Source organism: Xanthomonas nasturtii (assembly GCF_001660815.1).
GTDB classification, from domain to species: domain Bacteria; phylum Pseudomonadota; class Gammaproteobacteria; order Xanthomonadales; family Xanthomonadaceae; genus Xanthomonas; species Xanthomonas nasturtii.
Genome location: NZ_LYMI01000014.1, coordinates 1 through 18,647, shown reverse-complemented (window position 1 = coordinate 18,647; position 18,647 = coordinate 1). Strand labels below are relative to the sequence as shown.

Genomic DNA, 18,647 nt, shown 5'->3' with positions numbered 1-18,647 from the left:
CATGCGTCGGTTTCCATACGTTTTACTCACTCTTTATGCCAGCACTTCGGCGCGTGCCTAGCCCCTTTACGCACCCCAAGCCTACCTTGGCACTCCCGCACAGTGGTGCGTTGAGCCAAACACGATGTGTATCCTGATTTTGCAAGGTCCTCAGGCTGGTCCGGCGCCGTTGGTGCCGATGCTGTTGCCTGAGTGTGCTGGCCGTGCATTGCGCACGTTGGCGTGTGCCGATGTGGAGAGCTTGATCGCCGAGTTGCATGCGGCCGGTGGCAATGCCGAGGTGGAGCTGGTGTTGCTGGATTCGGGCGATCTACCGTTGTCTGAGCGCAGTTGTGCGAAGGCCTTGCGCGTTGCCGTGGATGCATTGCCTACGCCGTATATCGAGCTGCATACCGATGCCGATCAGGAACTGGAGCCGTGGCTGCATGCGCAGCACGCGCCGTTGGCGGTGGTGATCACGCCGCACGATGCGCCGCGTGCGTATGCGATGTCGCTGGGCATTGCTGCGCGCTGCCTGCCGTCGTTGCACGCGCCATTGTGCGTTGCTGCCTGAGGAGCATGCCATGTCGATCATGATCTTGCGTGGGCCGGAGGCGGCGATGCCGTTGGTGCGCGGGCCGCAGCCATTGCCGCGGGCCGTCATCCGGCAGCTGGTGCAGTGTGCCGCGGATGCGGGCAGGACGGTGGCGCTGCGGGCTTGTAGCTCGGAGCAGGAATTGCTGGATGCCTTGCGCGTGGCCGGTCAGGCGCGGATGGAAATCGCGTTGATTGATCCGGGAAGTTGCGTGGACAGCGTGCGGCTGCATCGGGTGCTGGCATCGTTGCGCTATCCCTATGTGGAAACGCACGACGACAGTGCCGATCGGCCGGAGCGTTGCCTGCCGGCGGGTCTTGGCGAATGCATCGCCACGGTGCGTTGTTACTGCGCGCAGAGCTATCTGCTGGGGCTGGAAATCGCGTTGGAACATCTGGGCTGCACGGAGATTCAGGGCGATGTCCACGTCGGTACCTGAGCCGCGCCAGCTGCATTACTTCGCCGACTACGAAGGCTATTGCGATGGTCGGCCGGTGCTGTGGGGGCAACTCGCCCACAGCGTGGAGGTACCTGCCGAGGGTGAGTTGGATGCCGCCGGACTGGTGTGCGCATTGCGCCGTCGCGCGGCCGAGGCGCATGGGCTGGAGGCTGGGCAGATCCGGCTGTGCCAGGTTACGCGGTTGTAGCGGTTTGCACGGGATTCCGATGTAAGTCATTGCCGCCGCGCCAACCGGCGCGCAGGCATCGGCAGTCCACCGCATCCTGCGTCAGGGCCCTGGCAACCTCACACACAACGACGCCACCCGAAGGTGGCGCCGTCGCTCTGCCGTGACTACGCCTCATTCAACGCAGATCACTTGCGTTGACGCTTACTTGGCCGCGCTGCTGTCCGGCACGAACTTGATCAGCTGGTTGCTGCTTGCAGCCGTGCCGAAGTTGAAGCGGCCGTAGCCGGCGCCCCAGTAAAGCGCACCGTTCGCAATCGCGGGCGAGCTGATCACCGAGCCGGTGGCCTCGTAGTTCCACAGCGTGGCGCCGGTATCGGTGTCGAGGGCGACCATGTTGCCGGCCATCGAACCGGCATACAGCAGGTTCGGCGACACGGTCAGCGAGCCCTGGCCGCCAGCAGGTACGGTTGGATTGACGCGGTTGATGCCGGGTACCTTGACCTGCCACTTGATCTTGCCGGTGGCTGCGTCCAACGCCGCCCACGATCCACCGTTGTGGCTGACGGTGTTGTCCGGGCCCAGCGTATAGGTGGCATTGGAACTGTTGTTGATGGCCACATAGACCTGCGATTTGTACGGATCGAACGCGGTGCCCCATTCGACGCCGCCGGTGGTGCCTCCCGGCCCGACCTGGGTGGACCACACCCTGGCGCCGGTTCTGGCGTCGAAGGCCCAGTAGATGCCGCTCTTCTGCCCGGCACCGATCAGTTGCTGCGACCGGCCGTTGCGCTGCACGGTGAACAGGTTGACGCCGGCGCCGCTGAAGTCGTAATCCGGACCGGTCAGGTCCTTGTACACCGTGTTCGGGCAAAGCCCGTTGGTGGGTGCTGCGATGCAGGACAGGTTCCAGGCGTCATAGCCCTGGACGCGATCGGCCCAGACCAGCTTGCCGCTATCGAGATTCAGTGAAATCACTGAATCGACATAGTTGTCCGGTGCCATGCAGTTGAGTTCGTCGCGTATCGGCGTTCCCGGACCGTTGTGATAAGCGCGCATGTTGGCCACGCAATTGGCCACATTGGCCGGAACGCTGTAGTTGTTGCCGGTGCCGAAATACAGGCGGCGGCTGATCGGATCGATGGCCACCTGGCCCCACACCGCGGCACCGTTATAGCCCTCCGGCACGTTGTAGAACTGCCACACCTTCTTGCCGGTGTTCAGATCCAGCGCCACCACGCTGCCACGGAAACTGAAGGTGTGAGTGGGGTCCAGGTTGCCCCAGTCGCCGGAGGAGATGCCCACGTAGATGCGGTTGCCGTAGATCACCGGCGAGGAAGTGATGCGGGCCTGCGGGTTGGCTTCGACGGTGCTCGACCACAGCAGCTTGCCGGTCTTCTTGTCGAGCGCCAGTACGGTGCCTGCAGCTTGGTCGCCGACGATGATGCTCTTGGCACTGATGGCCGGGGTATTGCGCGTCACCGAGGCGGCGTTGCCTGTGTAGTCGGACAACTTGGCCTGCCAGTTCGGCTTGCCGGTCTGAGTGTCCACGCTATACAGGGTGCCGCCCCAGTCGGGCACATACAGGGTGCCGCCTTCCACGCTCGGCGTGGCCGAGATGTCGCCGGTGGTGGTCAGCGTCCAGGCCGGCTTGAGGCCTTTGACGGTGGTGCGATTGATCTTCCACTCACCCGGAGCGAAGCGCGAATTGAAGTAGCCGCCACCGGCGGTGGGCCAGCTGCTGGGGCTGGCGAAGGGGAGGTTGCTGCCGAAGCTGCGCCAAACTTCGCCGGAGCGCGCGAACGCCTGGGTATCCAGGGACGACACCGGCTGTTGCGCGGTTGTGGCGCCAGACTGGGCGAAAGCCACTGCACTGACCAGCAGGCAGGGAACGAGCGTCAAACTGCGGAACCGCAAACGGCGTTTGGAATTGGTCATCACGGCATGTCCATAGATGGAAGGAAGCGCTGGATCCCCCCGGATCTGCCGAACGAAGATGGACGATTGAGTTGACCGCGCAACACCTGCACGGCGCTGCATTCAGAGAGCGGTCGGGTCCGTTTGCATCTGGTGCAACCAGCTCGGAAAAATTGCGTTCATCGTGTTCGCTATTCGCACAAATGGTGATGATTCATCACTATCTGCTGGGGCAGCGATAGAAAAAATGATTCGTGCGATTTGGCCTGCATCTGCGTGGTATGCGGTGGTTTGCAAGAAGTAACCAGGAAATTTTGCGCAACCTTGCGGAGGTGGCGCTGCGGCGATTCAGGCGTGGCGGGAGATGCGCGATATGAGGCTGGTGTGCTGTGCAGGTGGCCGGGTTCAGTGCGCTCTGCGGCTGCGTCGAAGGGGTTTGCGGGCTGGGCGCTATGCGTGATCGGGCTGCGTAGTGGCAAGAGTGTCGCGTGAGTGTGCGATTGCAGTGGGATGGGTCATGCAGGCGTGGCCCGTACCCTCATCCGCCCCTTCGGGGCACCTTCTCCCGCAGGGAGAAGGGTGTTGCCAAACGTAAAGCAGGAGCGGCACCCTCACATCGCACATCGCACCCAGTAAGCGTATCGAGGGGCAAACACTCGTACCGCACACTAGGCGGCAATCACCTCATGCCTCACGCGACAATCGCGCCTACCCACTCACACGCGTTCCGATGCGCGCGATGCGTGTTGCACCGCAGCGGGACCGATCGATGCCAGCTGCGTGATCGCGTCCTGCACCACTGCGGGCACGCTGGCATCCACGTCCACCGACACCACATCCGCTTCGTCCAGCGGAAGCTCCAGCGTCTGCAGCTGGCTGTCGAGCAGCGTGGGTGGCATGAAGTGGCCGGCGCGCGCGCTCAGGCGGGCGGCGATCACGTGCGGGGCCGCATGCAGGAACACGAAGCGCATCGGCACGCCGCTGCCACGCAGCAACTGACGGTGCGTCGCGCGCAAACCGGAGAACGCCAGCACCACCGATTCGCCGGCCTGCACGCAGTCGCGCAAGGTGGCCGAGAGCAGCTCCACCCACGGCAAACGCAGTGCGTCGGTAAGCGGCTGGCCGGCAGCCATCTGCGCGCGCGCGGCCACGCTGTGATAGTCGTCGGCATCCAGAAACCGGAAGCCGTGATGCGCTGCCAGGGCCTGCGCAATGGTGGTCTTGCCGCTGCCCGAGACGCCCATCACCACGATGGCAAGCGGCGAAGCGGACGCGGGCGTGGCATGTGCAGCGGTGTCCATCACGTCAGGTTATATCTCTGGGTAGATTCGGCATTCGAGCGGATTCACGTTGGCGGCAGCCGATGCGTGGTGTAGCGTCGGCGCTCCTTGCCAGGTGAGCGGGCACCCAGCGTAACGGCGTGCCCGGCCGGGTACAACGCATGCGAAGGTCTGCCGATGACGTCACCACCCGCAACGTCTCCCGCATCGGCGCCCCTGCGCTGGCGCGAAAAGCTCGGCTACGGCGCCGGCGATCTGGGCCTGAATCTCTATTGGGCCAACATCTCGGCATTTCTGCTGATCTTCTACACCGACACCCTGCACCTGCCGGCTGCTGCGGTCGGCACGATGATTTTGTTGACCAAGATCGCCGATGCGATCGCCGACCCGGCCATGGGCGCCATCGCCGACCGCACCCGCAGCCGCTGGGGCAAGTTCCGCCCATATCTGTTGTGGGGCGCGATACCAATGGCGCTGACCGGCGTGCTTGCCTACACCACACCGGAGCTGGATCAGACCGGCCGCATGGTGTGGGCCACGATCACCTTCCTGGTGATGATGCTGGCCTACACGGTGGTGAGCATTCCCTACTCGGCGTTGTCGGGCGTGATCACCGCCGACAGCCAGCAGCGTACCGGGCTGATCAGCCTGCGTTTCATCGGCGCGTTTGCGGGCACCACGCTGGTCAATTACTTCACGATGGATCTGGTGCGCTGGTTCGGCGGCGGCAACGATGCGCTGGGCTGGCAGCGCACGATGATGCTGTATGGCGCCATCGCGGTGGCGCTGTTCGTCGGTGTGGCCCTGACCACGCGCGAGCGCGTGCAGCCGCCGCCGCAACAACGCACGCCGGTGCGCCGCGATATCGCCGACCTGTTGCAGAACAAGCCGTGGTGCGTGCTGTTCGTGCTGTCGCTGATCATCATGATCACCATCACCATGCGCGGCGGTTCGGGCGTGTACTACCTCAAGTATTACGTGCAGCGCCCGGATCTGGTCGGCCTGTTCCTGGGCTGCTATTCGGTGGCGTTGGGTGTGGGTGCGGCGATCACGCCGCTGCTGACCCGGCGCTGGGACAAGCGCCAGCTGATGTGCGGGCTGATGGTGATCGTTGGCCTGCTGAGCTGTGCGATGTACTTCGTGCCTGCCGATGCGGTGTGGGCGATCTTCGGGTTGAACATGTTGATCGGCCTTGCATTGGGGCCGAAGTCGCCGTTGGCGTTTTCGATGTATGCCGACAGCGCCGACTACACCGAATGGCGCACCGGCCGGCGTGCGACCGCGATGACGTTTGCGGCGGCCACGTTTTCGCAGAAGCTTGGCGGCGCGCTCGCCTCGGCCGGTATCGCCTGGGTTCTGGCCGGCATGGGCTATGTGGCCAACAGCGCGCAGTCCAGCGGGTCGTTGACCGGCATCGTGCTGCTGCTGACGGTGATCCCCGGTGTGGTCGCGCTGCTTGCCGCCTGGACCATGCGTTTCTATCCGTTGGACGATGGCTTGTTGAGCCGCATCCAGCTTGAACTGGCCGCGCGCAAGCGCGACGAACCGGAGCACCCCTGACTGTGTCTGCACTGCCCACTGCTGCGTCCGACGATCTTTCAACCTTGCTGGCGCCCAGCGCCGACGGCACGCGCTACGCGCTCTACAGCCCCACCGCCATGCCCACTGCCGGCGGCTTCCTGTGGAACCGCCGCATGATGTTGCAGCTCACCTGCCGTGGCTATGCCACCGGCCAGTTCATGCAGCCGGAGCCATCCAAGTACGCGCATGCGCCGGTGCTGGAAGCGCGCAATTTCATGATGCCGGAACAGCCTTATTACGCGCACCATCCCGGGCGCTTTTTCTATCTCAAGGATGAAGATAGCGGTGCCCTGTACTCGGTGCCGCACGAGCCGGTGCGCGCGCAGCCGCAGGCATTCGAATTTTCTGCGGGCAAGCACGATGTGCGTTGGCGCGTGCAGCATGACGACATCGTGGTGGAGCTGTGCGTGGCCCTGCCCACCGACGATGCGGTGGAACTGTGGGAATGCCGTGTGCACAACGGTTCCGGGCGCGCGCGCAGGCTGAGCCTATATGTGTATTTCCCGGTGGGTTACATGTCCTGGATGCATCAGGCCGGCGGCTACGAGCCGGCGCTGGGCGGCATCGTCTGCCGTAGCGTGGCGCCGTATCAAAAAGTGGACGACTACTTTCGCCAGCGCGATTTCAAGGACTGCACCTTCCTGCTGCACGAACAGCCGCCGGTAGCGTGGGACGCGCAGCAGTTAGCCTTCGAAGGCGAGGGCGGGTTGCATGCGCCCTCTGCCATCCAGGCCGAACAGCTGGGCAACAGCCAGGCGCATTACGAAACACCGGCCGCCGCGTTGCAATATCGTCTGCAGCTGGAGGCCGATGCGGCCAGCGTGTACCGCTTCGCATTCGGGCCGGCCAAGGACGATGCAGAAATTGCCGCACTGCGTGCGCGCTACCTGTCGGAAGCAGGCTTTGCGCAAGCGGCGCGTGAGTATGCGCAGTACCTGCAGGCCGGCCATGGCTGCGTGCAGATCGCCACGCCGGATGCAGCGTTGGACAACCTGGTCAACCATTGGCTGCCGCGTCAGGTGTTCTATCACGGCGACGTCAATCGCCTGAGCACCGATCCGCAGACGCGCAATTATCTGCAGGACCACATGGGCATGGCCTATCTGCAGCCGGCCACCGCGCGTGCGGCGCTGCTGCATGCGCTGTCGCAGCAGGAACCCAGCGGGGCGATGCCGGACGGCATCCTGCTGGTGGAAGGCGCCGAGCTCAAATACATCAACCAGGTACCGCATACCGACCACTGCGTGTGGTTGCCGATCTTCCTGAGCGCGTATCTGGCCGAAACCGGCGATGCCAGCGTGCTGGAGGCAGTGGTCCGCACGCAGGACGGCCAGGCGCTCACCGTGGCCGAGCGGCTGGATGCGGCCATGCAATGGTTGCTGGACGCACGCGATGCACGCGGGTTGAGCTTCATCGCCCAGGGTGACTGGAACGACCCGATGAACATGGTCGGCTGGCGCGGCAAGGGCGTGTCCGGCTGGCTGACCGTGGCGACGGCTTACGCGCTGCGGCTGTGGTCGAGCATCTGCGCTGCGCACGGACGCAGCGCACAGGCGGAAAGATTTGGCCAGGCGGTGGCCGCGGTCAATGCCGACGCCAACCGTGAGCTGTGGGACGGCAACTGGTATGCGCGCGGCATCACCGACGACGGTGTGCGTTTCGGCATCGCCGAGGATGTGGAGGGGCGCATCTATCTCAATCCGCAGAGTTTTGCGCTGCTGGCCGGCACCGCGGATGCGCAGCAACGCGCGGCGCTATTGGAGGCGGTACGCGAGCAGCTGCATACGCCGTATGGACCGGTGATGCTGGCGCCGGCCTACACCCACATGCGCGACGACGTGGGGCGGTTGACCCAGAAGTGGCCGGGCGCGGCAGAGAACGGGGCGGTCTACAACCATGCGGTGGCGTTCTACCTGTACAGCCTGTACCAGATCGGCGAGGCCGACCGCGCGTGGGAGATCCTGCGCGCGATGCTGCCGGGCCCGACGCGCGAGGACGTGCTGCAACGCGGCCATCTGCCGGTGTCGCTGCCCAACTACTACCGTGGCGCGTGGCATCAGTACCCGCGTACCGCCGGGCGGTCCAGCCAGTTGTTCAACACCGGCACGGTGGCGTGGGTGTATCGCTGCGTGCTGGAAGGTTTGTTCGGGCTGGTCGGCGAGGGCGACGCACTGGCGATCCGCCCGCAGCTGCCGTCGCATTGGCCGCACGCGCAGGTGACGCGCCAGTTCCGTGGTGCGCAGTTCGAAGTACAGCTGCAGCGCGAAGCCGGACGCGTGGCGACGGAGGTGCTGGTGGATGGCGTGGTCAGCGCGGACCAGCACGTGCACTCGGTGACCGCCGGTCGGGTGTATCGGGTGCAGGTGCGGCTGCCGGGCTGAGCGGCCCTCACCCGCCCTCCGGGCACCCTTTCCCGCAGGCGGGAGAGGGGAGCGGCCAACACCGGGTAGCCGCCGCATCATCGGCTGATCGCGACAACGGCGCAGCGTCGCCCGACCGTAACGGTGCATGTGGACCGACCGTGCACAATCTCGTACAGCCATGCGGCAGACGCCTCCTGCCGCATGGCTGGCCTGGTGGGCCGGATATGCGACAGGCCGGTGCGTGGCACACCGCAACCGCGGTACCTTCTCCCGCCCGCGGGGGAAGGTACCCGAAGGGCGGATGGGGAGCGTTTGACCCTCAGCCCGATGCCCCTGGTCAGGGGCTGATTCAAAGCACCGGCGTCCCGGCAGCGCGGACCGCCTACATGACGACACCACGCCTCCTGCAAGACGGCAGGAACTTCCAGAGCCTCATCCTCCGCCAAGCAGTCAGGCACGATTCCCCAATCCCCAATTCCACTGCGTAAACTCCAGGCTCGCATCGCACCGCCTGGGAATGCACCTTGGTATCAAGCTGGATCCTGCTGCTGGTTTCGCTCGGCTACGCCGCGCTGCTGTTTGGCGTGGCGTGGTGGGGCGACCGCCGGCCGATGTATCCGGACCGGCCCTGGCTGCGGCCGGCGGTCTACAGCCTGGCGTTGGCGGTGTACTGCTCGTCGTGGACGTTCTACGGCGCAGTGGGCTCGGCAGTGCGCAACGGCATCGGCTATCTGCCGATTTATCTCGGCCCGCTGCTGTTGCTGCTGTTCGGCTGGCGCATCATCGAGCGGCTGGCGCTGATCGCACGGGCCGAAAACACCGTGTCCATCGCCGATTTCATTTCATCGCGCTATGGCCGCTCGCGGCGGCTGGCCGCATTGGTGGCGGTGATCGCGTTGGTCGGCATCGTGCCGTACCTGGCGCTGCAGTACAAAGCGGTGGCAATGAGCCTGGAGGTGCTGACCGGGCATAGCAGTGCCGGGCGCGGCATCTTCGCCGACCCGGCGTTGTATGTGGCGCTGTTGATGGCCTTGTTCGCCACCTTGTTCGGCACCCGCCAGGTGGATGCCACCGAACACCATCACGGCATGATGCTGGCCATTGCGCTGGAGTCGGTGATCAAGTTGATCGCCATCGTGGCGGTGGGCTTGTTCGCCTGGCTGTGGTTGAGCGACCACCAGCTGCATATCGCCGATTCGGCGCGCACCTTGTTCGAACACACGCCGTCGGTGGGCTTCATTTCGCAGACGCTGCTGAGCTTTCTGGCGGTGATCTGCCTGCCGCGGCAATTCCATGTGGCGGTGGTGGAATGCAGCGATGTCGGCGACATCCGCCGCGCGCGCTGGTTGTTCGGTGCGTACCTGGTGATCATTTCGGCGATGGTGGTGCCGATCGCCTCGGCCGGCATCGCGCTGTTCGGCAAGGGCAGTGCGGTGGTGGACGATGCGGTGGTGCTGGCGCTGCCGCTGAGCCAGGGCAACACGGTGCTGGCGCTGGTGGCTTACGTGGGCGGTTTTTCGGCGGCCACCGGCATGGTGATCGTGGCCAGCATCGCGCTGGCCACCATGGTCAGCAACGACCTGGTGATGCCGGTGCTGCTGCGCCGCCGCGTCAGCGCCGATGCGCGGGCGGCGGTGGCTTCGCGGGTGCTGTGGATCCGCCGCGTCGCCATTTTGCTGCTGGCGCTGGTCGCCTACGGCTATCACCGCAGCGTGGCCAACGGCACCACGCTGGCGGCCTATGGCTTGATGGCGTTTGCGGCAGTGGCGCAGTTCGCGCCGGGCGTGATCGGCGGGCTGTATTGGCGCGGTGCCAGCCGTAAGGGCGTGGAAACCGGCATGGTGCTCGGCTTCATGACCTGGATCTATACGCTGCTGCTGCCGGCGGCTACGCATGCGGGCTGGCTGCAGCCGGAGTGGCTGGCGGACGGGCCATTCGGCATCGCGTGGCTGCAGCCGCAGCAGTTGTTCGGCATGCGCGGCTGGGACCCGCTGGCGCACGGCACGTTCTGGTCGCTGCTGATCAACGTCGGCGCGATGATGCTGGTTTCCGCACGCTGGCGTCCGGGTGTGGACGAGCGGCTGCGTGCAGCACCGTTTCTGGACCCATATGCGCAGCGTCCGGCAGTGGCTGGCGACTGGCCTGGGCATGTGCGCGTGGCCGATCTGCAAGCCCTGGCCGAGCGCGTGGTGGGTGAGCGGCATGCGCATCGCGCCTTCGTCGACCAGGCCTTGCTGCTGGAGCGCGAGCTGCAGCCGACCGTGGTGGCCGACCGCGCCTGGGTGCAGTTCACCGAGCGCCTGCTGGCCGCATCGATCGGTGCCGCCTCCGCACGGCTGGTGCTGACCAGCCTGTTGCGCGGTTCGGGCATGGAACTGGGCGAGGTGGTGGCGGTGCTGGACGAAGCCGGCCAGGAGCTGCGCTTCAATCGCGAGATTCTCTCTACCACGCTGGAAAACATCAGCGCCGCGGTCAGCGTGGTCGACCCGGAAATGCGCCTGACCGCGTGGAATCGCCGCTACCAGCAGCTGTTCGGGTATCCCGATGGCATGTTGTATGTGGGCCGCCCGGTGGCCGACCTGATCCGCTACAACGCCGAGCGTGGCGAGTTGGGCGAAGGCGATATCGAAGACCAGATCGACCGCCGTATCCGCCACATGCGTGCCGGCTCGCCACATGTGTTCGAGCGCACCCGCAGCGACGGCAAGGTGATCGAAATGCGTGGCCAGGCGCTGCCCGGCGGCGGCTATGTCACCAGTTACAACGACATCACCGACTACAAACGCGCCGAGCGCGCGCTGCTGGACGCCAACGAAAACCTGGAACAACGCGTGGCTGATCGCTCACGTGAAGCCGAGCTGGCGCAGCAGTCCAAGACGCGCTTTCTGGCCGCCATCAGCCACGACGTGCTGCAGCCGCTCAATGCCGCGCGGCTGTTTGCGTCCGCATTGCGCGAGAGCCATCAGCACAACGAAGAGCAGCGCCACCTGGCCGAGCGTGTGGATGCCTCGCTGCGTGCGGCCGAAGAATTGCTTGACGGCCTGCTCGACGTCTCGCGGCTGGACGCCGGCGGGCTGCGCCCTACGGTCGAAGACTTTGATGCCAGCGCGCTGATGCACGAATTGGCCGCGCAATACGCGCCGGTGGCGTCCAGCCGCGGCTTGCGTTTGCAGGTGCATAGCCGGCCGATCTGGGTGCGCAGCGACCGCCGTTTGCTGCGTCGGGTGATGCAGAACTTCCTGGCCAATGCGCTGCGTTACACGCGCCAGGGCCGCATCGTGCTGGGCATGCGCGGGCGCGGCGACCATGTGGAACTGCAGGTGTGGGACACCGGCCCGGGCATCCCCGAGCATCACATGCGGCAGATCTTCGAAGAGTTCCGTCGCTATCAGCAGCCGTTCGATTGGGGCGAGCAGGGCCTCGGGTTGGGCTTGTCGATCTGCCAACGCATCTCGCGCCTGCTCGATCACGATCTGAGTGCGCGCAGCCAGGTCGGTTGCGGCAGCATGTTCTCGATTCTGTTGCCGCGCGTGGCGCCGGTGCCGGTGGCGCCGTTGTTGCCGGTGCCGGCCGCACGTGTGCGGCCCAATGGTGAGTCGCTGGCCGGCCTGCGCGTGCTATGCGTGGACAACGACCGCGAAATCCTCGATGGCATGCGCGCGCTGTTCGGCCGCTGGCAGGTGGAGGTGATCACCGCCAGCACCGTGGATCAGGCGCTGGCCTGCGCGCGCGAGCAACCGGATGTGATGCTGGTGGATTACCACCTGCACGACCGCCTGGATGGCCTGGATACGCTCGACGCCGTGCAGGCCGCGGCAACCGCACCGATCGCCGGTGCCCTGCTCACCGCCGACGGTCGCGACGAGCTCAAGCAGCTTGCGCGCGAACGCGGCTACCGCCTGCTGACCAAACCGGTGAAGCCGGCTTCGCTGCGCGCGTTTTTGAGTGCGTACCACGATGCGAAGAAGCGCTGACGGGTGCATCGAGTGCATCACCGGGAGATGCAGGATGCACGCGGCATTGCTTGAAAATGCGGCAATGCCTCTTCGCGTGCACAGCAAGGCCATGCATTGTTGGAACGCGCTAACGCGCGATTGGGCTTAGCGATCACGCTTCATCGCGCGCCAGCGCGCTCCTACGCAAAACAGCCTTGCGCTATGCCGCGCCGCGCAGGTGTTCGTACAGGATCACGCTGCCGACGATCACCAGGATCACACCGCCGAGGATTTCGGCGCGCTTGCCAATCAGGTTGCCGAGCACGCGGCCCAGCATGACGCCTGCGGTGACCATGCTGAAGGTGCACAACCCCACCACCACCGCCACCACGCCGATATGCACATCGAGAAACGCCAGGCTGACGCCCACTGCCATCGCATCGATGCTGGTGGCAAAGCCGGTGGCAGCCAGTGCAAGCATGCCGTTTTTCTTGGGCGCATCGTCTTGGTCGTTGGCGTCATCGGGATCGGCGCGCAGGCCGGCCACGATCATGTGCACGCCCAGGGCGCCCAGCAGGCCGAAGGCGATCCAGTGATCGAACGCCTGCAAATGGCTGGAGGCGGCGCGGCCCAACAGCCAGCCAATCACGGGCGTGATCGCTTCGATGCAGCCAAAAATCAGCCCCGCGCGCAGCGCATCGCGCCACTGCGGCTTGCGCATCGCCGCGCCCTTGCCGATCGCTGCGGCAAACGCATCGGTGGACATCGCAAAGCCGATCAACACAATGGAATAAGGGGACATCGCCATTCTCGGGTTGGGCACGGTCACACCGGCATGCGCCCGCGCCAACCGTTGTTGTGCGCGCATGCCGCTGGTCTCGCCAAACCACGATTGGTTGCCTGCACCACGGCGCAACGGCCGAGTATGTTGATGCAGGCGCTTCCGATGGACGAAAGCAGGCTACTCCCCAAGGGGGCGCGCAGTGTACCAACGCATTGCAGCGTTCGGTGCGTCTGCACTGCACGCGAAGGTCGGTCTGATCTTTATAGCCGTGGCTATTGCGACGCGGGTTGATGGAGTTTTTTGCCTTTTTAAACGCGTCAAAGCCGGGGAAACACGTCCACGCAACGGACCGATGTGGCGTGCGATAGCCTTGGCTATAGTGACGAACGGATTTCATGCCGGTGATGCAAGCAGCGATGAGCGCGGGAAAAGCCGCCGATGTGGGGGTGTGCTGCAAGCAGTGCACGATGGCATTTCATGTGTGGCCGCGCGTGCAAGAGCCAGCACTTCGGTGCCGACTTTCAAGCCGTCGATGCAGCCACCAGCAACGATGCAGCGATCTCCCCCAGCGCTTCGGTTTGCGCGGTTTGCGATGTCGCAGGGGGTGCTTGCGAAGCCGTGGAGTCGAGTGCGATGCCCAGGTTGCCATCGCAGCATGGCGGAATGATCAGGCAGTGCTGTAAGCGAACGGCCAGCCGCGCAGCAGGTAGACACCAGGAGTCAGCCGCCAGACGCGGGCAACCGCAACAACCAGCGCCGACGCAAGCTGCTAGCGCGCCGAATCGGACTCCCGGCGCGCGCCGCGGCTACAGCAACGCGGCGGAAATCTCGGCAGTGGCCGCACACAAGGCCTGTAAGGCCGCTTGCGGGCCAACCAGTTCCGGGCGGCGTGCGATGAAGGGCACGGTGAGCGTATAGGTGGCGCTGCCGCGTTGCAGGATGGGTGCGGTCAGGTCGACCACGCCCACCACCGCCTCGCTGGGTTGCATGGCGTAGCCATCGTTGCGCGCCTGCGCGGCAGCGGCCAGGAACTGCGCGCGCTCGAACGGCACCTCGCTGGCGTCGAGCATGTCCAGCCAGCGTGCCTGTACCTCCGGCTGCTGGAAGGCGAACAGCACCAGCCCGGAGCTGGAATGCGTCAACGGGCGGCGGTGGCCCGGGCGCACCACCAGGCCCAGGTCGCTGGGCACGTCCATCTGCGCGATCACCACGATCTGGTCGCCCGACGGCGCCACCAGGTGGCAGGGTTGATAGATCGCATCGGCCAGCCGACGCATCACCGGCAAGGCCGCTTCGCTGATGCTCTGCACCTGCGGCTGCTGCATGCCGAGCATGAACAGCCGGTTGGTCAGCACATAGTCGCCTTCGCCATCGCGGGTGAGATAGCCGCGCTCTTCCAGTACCTGCAGCATGCGAAAGATCTCCCCGCGCGAACGGCCGATGCCCTGCGAGATCGCGCCCATGCTCATCGGCTGGGCCTGGCGGGCCAGCAGTTCGAGGATGTCCAGGCCCTTGTCCAACGCAGGCGCCCGGTACTTGGCGGGTTCGGTGCTCATCCGTTTGCGGCTCCAGGCAAGGCTGCGGTGCGCCAGGGTACAGGCAGCGCGGCAGGGGTCAGGGGGATGCTGTGCGTGCAAATATAAACAAAGATTTTATATTTGCATGGCGTCGGCGTGCGCAGTACGCTCGCCGGATTGCAACGCAAGCGCCACAGCCTTGGGAGGGGATCGGTCGCATGCATCACAGTGACATTACCGCGTCACCGCGCGGCAACCTGGCGCGTACCGCCATGGTTCCCCTGTTGTTGATCGTCAGCCTGTTCTTTTTATGGGGCATGGCCAACAACCTCAACGACATCCTGATCAAGCAGTTCAAGAAGGCCTTCGAACTGACCGACCTGCAGGCCGGATTGGTGCAAAGCGCCTTCTACATGGGCTATTTCGTGTTCGCGATGCCGGCGGCGATGTTCATGCGCCGCTACAGCTACAAGGCCGCGGTGGTGCTCGGCTTGCTGCTGTATGCCTGCGGGGCGTTCTTGTTTTACCCGGCCGCGCAGGTGCATACCTATTGGCTGTTCCTGCTGGCGTTGTTCGTGATCGCCAGCGGTCTTGCGTTTCTGGAAACCACCGCCAACCCGCTGGTGACCGTGCTGGGGCCCGCCGACGGCGCGGCGCGGCGGCTGAACCTTGCGCAGGCATTCAACCCGCTCGGCTCGATCACTGGCGTGCTGGTGGGCCAGCACTTCATCTTCTCCGGCGTGGAGCACACCCCGGCCGAGTTGGCGGCGATGGCGCCGGCGGCGCGCGAGGCATTCTTCGCCACCGAATCGTCGGCCGTGCAGATGCCGTACCTGATCATCGGCGTGGTGGTGGTGCTATGGGCGATCCTGATCGCGCTGGTGCGCTTCCCCACCGGCGCGCCGGAGGCCGATGCCGGCGTGGCACCCAGGCGCGCCCGCTTCAGCGAACTGCTGCGTAACCGGCTGTTCGTGTTTTCGGTGGTGGCGCAGTTCTTTTACGTGGGCGCGCAGGTCGGCATCTGGAGCTACCTGATCCGCTATCTGCAGGATGCCGTTCCCGGTACGCCGGAAAAAACCGCCGCCACGTATCTGACCATTTCGCTGGTGTTGTTCATGGCCGGGCGCTTCGTGGGCACTGCGCTGTTGCGCTATCTGGCGCCGGCCAAATTGCTGGCCAGTTTTGCCACGATCAATCTGGTGTTGTGCGCCGTTGCCATCGCGTTGCCGGGCTGGACCGGCTTGTACGCGCTGGTGGCTGCAAGCGTGTTCATGTCGGTGATGTTTCCGACCATCTTCGCGTTGGGCCTGGACGGCATGCATGACGATGCCCGCAAGCTGGGGTCCTCGTTGCTGGTGATGTCCATCATTGGCGGCGCGCTGCTCACCGCAGTGATGGGCGCGGTGTCGGACATGGCCGGCATCCATTGGGCGATGGTCGTGCCAGGCGCCTGCTTCGCGGTGATTTTGGTGTTCGCGTTGCGCGCACGTCGCGCTGCGCCTGTAATTGCAGGAGCCTGAGCATGCCGCGTCTTTGCTATGTGCTGGACCTGCACGACGATGCCGCGCTGATTGCCGAATACGAGCGCTGGCATCAGCCCGGCAAGGTGTGGCCGGAGGTGGTGGCCTCGCTGCAGCAGGCCGGCATTCGTGAGCTGGAGATCTTTCGCAGTGGCGACCGGCTGGTGATGCTGATGGACGTCGGCGACGACTACGACCCTAGGGCCAAGGCGGCGCGCGATGCCGCCGACCCACGGATTCAGGCGTGGGAAGACCTGATGTGGCGGTTCCAGAAAGCGCTGCCGGGCAGTGCGCCTGGAGAAAAGTGGCGCGAGGCCGGGCGCATCTTTGCATTGAGCGAAGCGATCCAGGCGCAGCGCTGAGCCCGCGCCCTCATACGCACCTTCTCCCGCAGGCGGGAGAAGGGCGTATTCGGCGTTGGCACCGGGGCGGTGGTGCGTCTGCGCCATGCACCCCACCTGCTTGGTGTCTGTAGCGGGCTGCGTGTCAGCCACCCGTTGTTCCGCCAGGCCCAAGACCTGGCCCCAGAAGCGCCGACCCGCAGCGCCAAGCCTGCTGACTCACCATCCCGCCCGGCCATGGCCGGCCTGCGCATCCCCAGACCTTCGGGCACCTTCTCCCGCGCGCGGGAGAAGGTGCCCGAAGGGCGGATGAGGGGTCGTAGGCTCAGCCTTTCGCGCTGGCAGCCAGGTCTTCGACCCAGAAACGTCCGTGCGGATAGCTGAATTCCGCAATCGAGGCGGCATGCATTTCTGCGGAAAAACCCGGAACTTCGGGTGCCAGATAGCGGCCGTGCTGGATACGCACCGGGTCGAGGAAGTGCTGGTGCAGGTGGTCGACGAATTCGATCGCGCGGTCTTCCATCTTGCCGGTGATGGCGACGAAATCGGCCATGGCCAGATGCTGCACCAGCTCGCACAGACCGACACCGCCGGCGTGCGGGAAGACGCGCACGTTGAACTTGGCAGCCAGCAGCAGGATGGCGAGGTTTTCGTTGACCCCGCCCACGCGGGCGGCGTCGATCTGGATCAGGTCCACCGCGCCGGCCTGCAGCAGCTGCTTGAACACCACGCGGTTCTGGGTGTGCTCGCCGGTGGAGACCGGCACCGGGGTGATGCCCTTGCGGATGGCGGCGTGGCCGAGCACATCGTCCGGGCTGGTGGGTTCTTCGATCCAGGCGAGGTCGAATTCGGCCAGCTGGCGCATCCAGTCGATCGCCGGGCCCACGTCCCAACGTTGATTGGCATCGACTGCCATCGCGATGTCCGGGCCGATCGCTTCGCGTGCCAGGCGGCAGCGACGGATGTCGTCCTGCACGTTGGCGCCGACCTTGAGCTTGATGGTGCGGAAGCCATCGGCCACCGCTTCCTTGGCCAGCCGCACCAGCTTTTCGTCAGAATAACCGAGCCAGCCGGGCGAGGTGGTGTAGGCCGGGTAGCCTTGTTCGATCAACTGCGCGATGCGTTGCGCGCGCTGCGGTTCGGCAGCGCGCAGCATGCTCAGCGCTTCGTCGCGGGTGAGCGCATCGGTGAGGTAGCGGAAGTCGATGGTGTCGACCAACTGCTCGGGCGTGAGTTCGGCAATGTAGCGCCACAACGGTTTTTTCGCGGCGCGTGCAGCCAGGTCCCAGGCGGCATTGATCACCGCGCCGATGGCCATGTGCATGACGCCCTTTTCCGGGCCCAGCCAGCGCAGCTGCGAATCGTTGGTGAGCCGGCGCGCGAAGGCGCCGAGGTCGGCGATGACCTCATCCACGCGCAGGCCGACCACGTGCTCGGCCAGTGCGGCCACCGCAGCGGTCTGCACATCGTTGCCGCGGCCGATGGTGAACACCAGGCCGTAGCCGGCCAGGTCATCCGGCGCATCGGTGCGCAGCACGACATAGGCGGCGGAGTAATCCGGATCCGGATTCATCGCGTCCGACCCATCGAGCTCGCGCGAAGTGGGGAAGCGGACGTCGTGGGTCTCGAGGGCGATGATGGTGCTCATGAAAGTCCTGGCGATGGAAGCGGGAAGTGAAACGGCGGAATAAAATAGGTGGAAGCACTACGGGTTAAGAAAACGCCAGCAGTGAAGCGCGCTTGAGCCCCTCTCCCACCGGGAGAGGGGTTGGGGTGAGGGTACGAACGCTTAGCGCTGAAGATGTTGAAGCGCTGCAGTGATTCAAGCGGATGCAACTCAAATCACTGAATCGATTAAACGACCAACTGCGTATCGCCATCGAAGCGCTATAGCGTCTGGACGTTCCACGTACCCGCACACCGCTTAAATGCGTATGACACATCGACACACGTGCCGACACGCCAGGCCTAAAAACAAAGGACATCGCGAACAGCTGCTCGAACACATCGCTACGTACCCTCACCCCAACCCCTCTCCCGAGGGGAGAGCAACTGTCTTGATCAACTGGCGGCGCTAGCCGCCAGTTGATCTCGCATCTTGGCGTTGAGGATGACCAATAATTTGCGCATCGCCGCCACGAGGGCGACCTTGCCCGCTTTGCCCTGCGTGCGTAGCCGCTGGTAAAACTCGCGCAGGGCCGGGTTGAAG

At 65.0% G+C, this 18,647-nt stretch carries 13 protein-coding genes, 1 pseudogene and 1 riboswitch; of the genes and pseudogenes, 8 read left to right on the top strand and 6 right to left on the bottom strand.

Annotated elements, in window-relative coordinates; all coding sequences use genetic code 11:
- The first annotated feature begins 124 nt into the window (after positions 1 to 124).
- From A7D16_RS06910 to A7D16_RS06900, 3 genes are read left to right on the top strand one after another with little or no spacing between them, the layout of a single operon-like run.
- Positions 125 to 553, top strand: coding sequence for a hypothetical protein (locus A7D16_RS06910; RefSeq protein ID WP_064631116.1), 429 nt, complete (start codon positions 125 to 127; stop codon positions 551 to 553).
- Between the two features lie 10 nt (positions 554 to 563).
- The gene (locus A7D16_RS06905) at positions 564 to 1,013 is read left to right on the top strand and encodes a hypothetical protein (RefSeq protein WP_064631191.1); all 450 of its coding nucleotides are present in this window, start codon (positions 564 to 566) and stop codon (positions 1,011 to 1,013) included.
- Positions 994 to 1,221 (top strand): hypothetical protein, encoded by a 228-nt coding sequence (locus tag A7D16_RS06900; protein WP_064631115.1) that lies wholly within the window; start codon positions 994 to 996, stop codon positions 1,219 to 1,221. The genes A7D16_RS06905 and A7D16_RS06900 overlap by 20 nt, the downstream gene beginning before the upstream one ends.
- Before the next feature lie 183 nt (positions 1,222 to 1,404).
- Here the strand turns inward: A7D16_RS06900 and A7D16_RS06895 are convergent, their stop codons facing one another.
- Positions 1,405 to 3,138, bottom strand: a complete 1,734-nt coding sequence (locus tag A7D16_RS06895) for an outer membrane protein assembly factor BamB family protein (protein WP_064631114.1) — start codon at positions 3,136 to 3,138, stop codon at positions 1,405 to 1,407.
- Positions 3,139 to 3,833: 695 nt separating this feature from the next.
- The gene (locus A7D16_RS06890) at positions 3,834 to 4,418 is read right to left on the bottom strand and encodes a gluconokinase (protein WP_064631113.1); all 585 of its coding nucleotides are present in this window, start codon (positions 4,416 to 4,418) and stop codon (positions 3,834 to 3,836) included.
- A gap of 156 nt (positions 4,419 to 4,574) precedes the next feature.
- Between A7D16_RS06890 and A7D16_RS06885 the strand changes: the two genes are divergently transcribed.
- The 3 genes from A7D16_RS06885 to A7D16_RS06875 all read left to right on the top strand — a co-directional run bounded on the left by A7D16_RS06885 (position 4,575) and on the right by A7D16_RS06875 (position 12,315).
- The gene (locus A7D16_RS06885) at positions 4,575 to 5,957 is read left to right on the top strand and encodes an MFS transporter (RefSeq protein ID WP_064631111.1); all 1,383 of its coding nucleotides are present in this window, start codon (positions 4,575 to 4,577) and stop codon (positions 5,955 to 5,957) included.
- Positions 5,958 to 5,959: 2 nt separating this feature from the next.
- The gene (locus A7D16_RS06880; RefSeq protein WP_064631109.1) at positions 5,960 to 8,359 is read left to right on the top strand and encodes a GH36-type glycosyl hydrolase domain-containing protein; all 2,400 of its coding nucleotides are present in this window, start codon (positions 5,960 to 5,962) and stop codon (positions 8,357 to 8,359) included.
- A gap of 506 nt (positions 8,360 to 8,865) precedes the next feature.
- Positions 8,866 to 12,315 (top strand): hybrid sensor histidine kinase/response regulator, encoded by a 3,450-nt coding sequence (locus A7D16_RS06875; protein WP_064631107.1) that lies wholly within the window; start codon positions 8,866 to 8,868, stop codon positions 12,313 to 12,315.
- A 181-nt stretch (positions 12,316 to 12,496) separates the two neighbouring features.
- Here A7D16_RS06875 and A7D16_RS06870 read toward each other — a convergent pair whose 3' ends face one another.
- Positions 12,497 to 13,078 carry a manganese efflux pump MntP gene (locus A7D16_RS06870; protein WP_064631189.1) on the bottom strand — a complete coding sequence of 194 codons (582 nt, stop codon included), beginning with the start codon at positions 13,076 to 13,078 and terminating at the stop codon, positions 12,497 to 12,499.
- A 1-nt stretch (position 13,079) separates the two neighbouring features.
- Positions 13,080 to 13,253: riboswitch (yybP-ykoY riboswitch) on the bottom strand.
- 613 nt (positions 13,254 to 13,866) lie between these two features.
- Positions 13,867 to 14,616 (bottom strand): IclR family transcriptional regulator, encoded by a 750-nt coding sequence (locus A7D16_RS06865; protein WP_064631105.1) that lies wholly within the window; start codon positions 14,614 to 14,616, stop codon positions 13,867 to 13,869.
- 179 nt (positions 14,617 to 14,795) lie between these two features.
- On the opposite strand from A7D16_RS06865, the gene fucP reads away from it, so the two are divergent.
- Positions 14,796 to 16,097, top strand: a complete 1,302-nt coding sequence (fucP, locus tag A7D16_RS06860; RefSeq protein WP_064631103.1) for an L-fucose:H+ symporter permease — start codon at positions 14,796 to 14,798, stop codon at positions 16,095 to 16,097.
- Between the two features lie 2 nt (positions 16,098 to 16,099).
- Positions 16,100 to 16,459, top strand: a complete 360-nt coding sequence (locus A7D16_RS06855; protein ID WP_064631101.1) for an L-fucose mutarotase — start codon at positions 16,100 to 16,102, stop codon at positions 16,457 to 16,459.
- 304 nt (positions 16,460 to 16,763) lie between these two features.
- Here A7D16_RS06855 and A7D16_RS06850 read toward each other — a convergent pair whose 3' ends face one another.
- A complete protein-coding gene (locus tag A7D16_RS06850; protein ID WP_064631099.1) occupies positions 16,764 to 18,086 on the bottom strand; it encodes an L-fuconate dehydratase in 1,323 nt (440 codons plus the stop codon).
- A 413-nt stretch (positions 18,087 to 18,499) separates the two neighbouring features.
- Positions 18,500 to 18,647, bottom strand: a pseudogene (locus tag A7D16_RS22380) (IS110 family transposase); the annotation flags it as partial.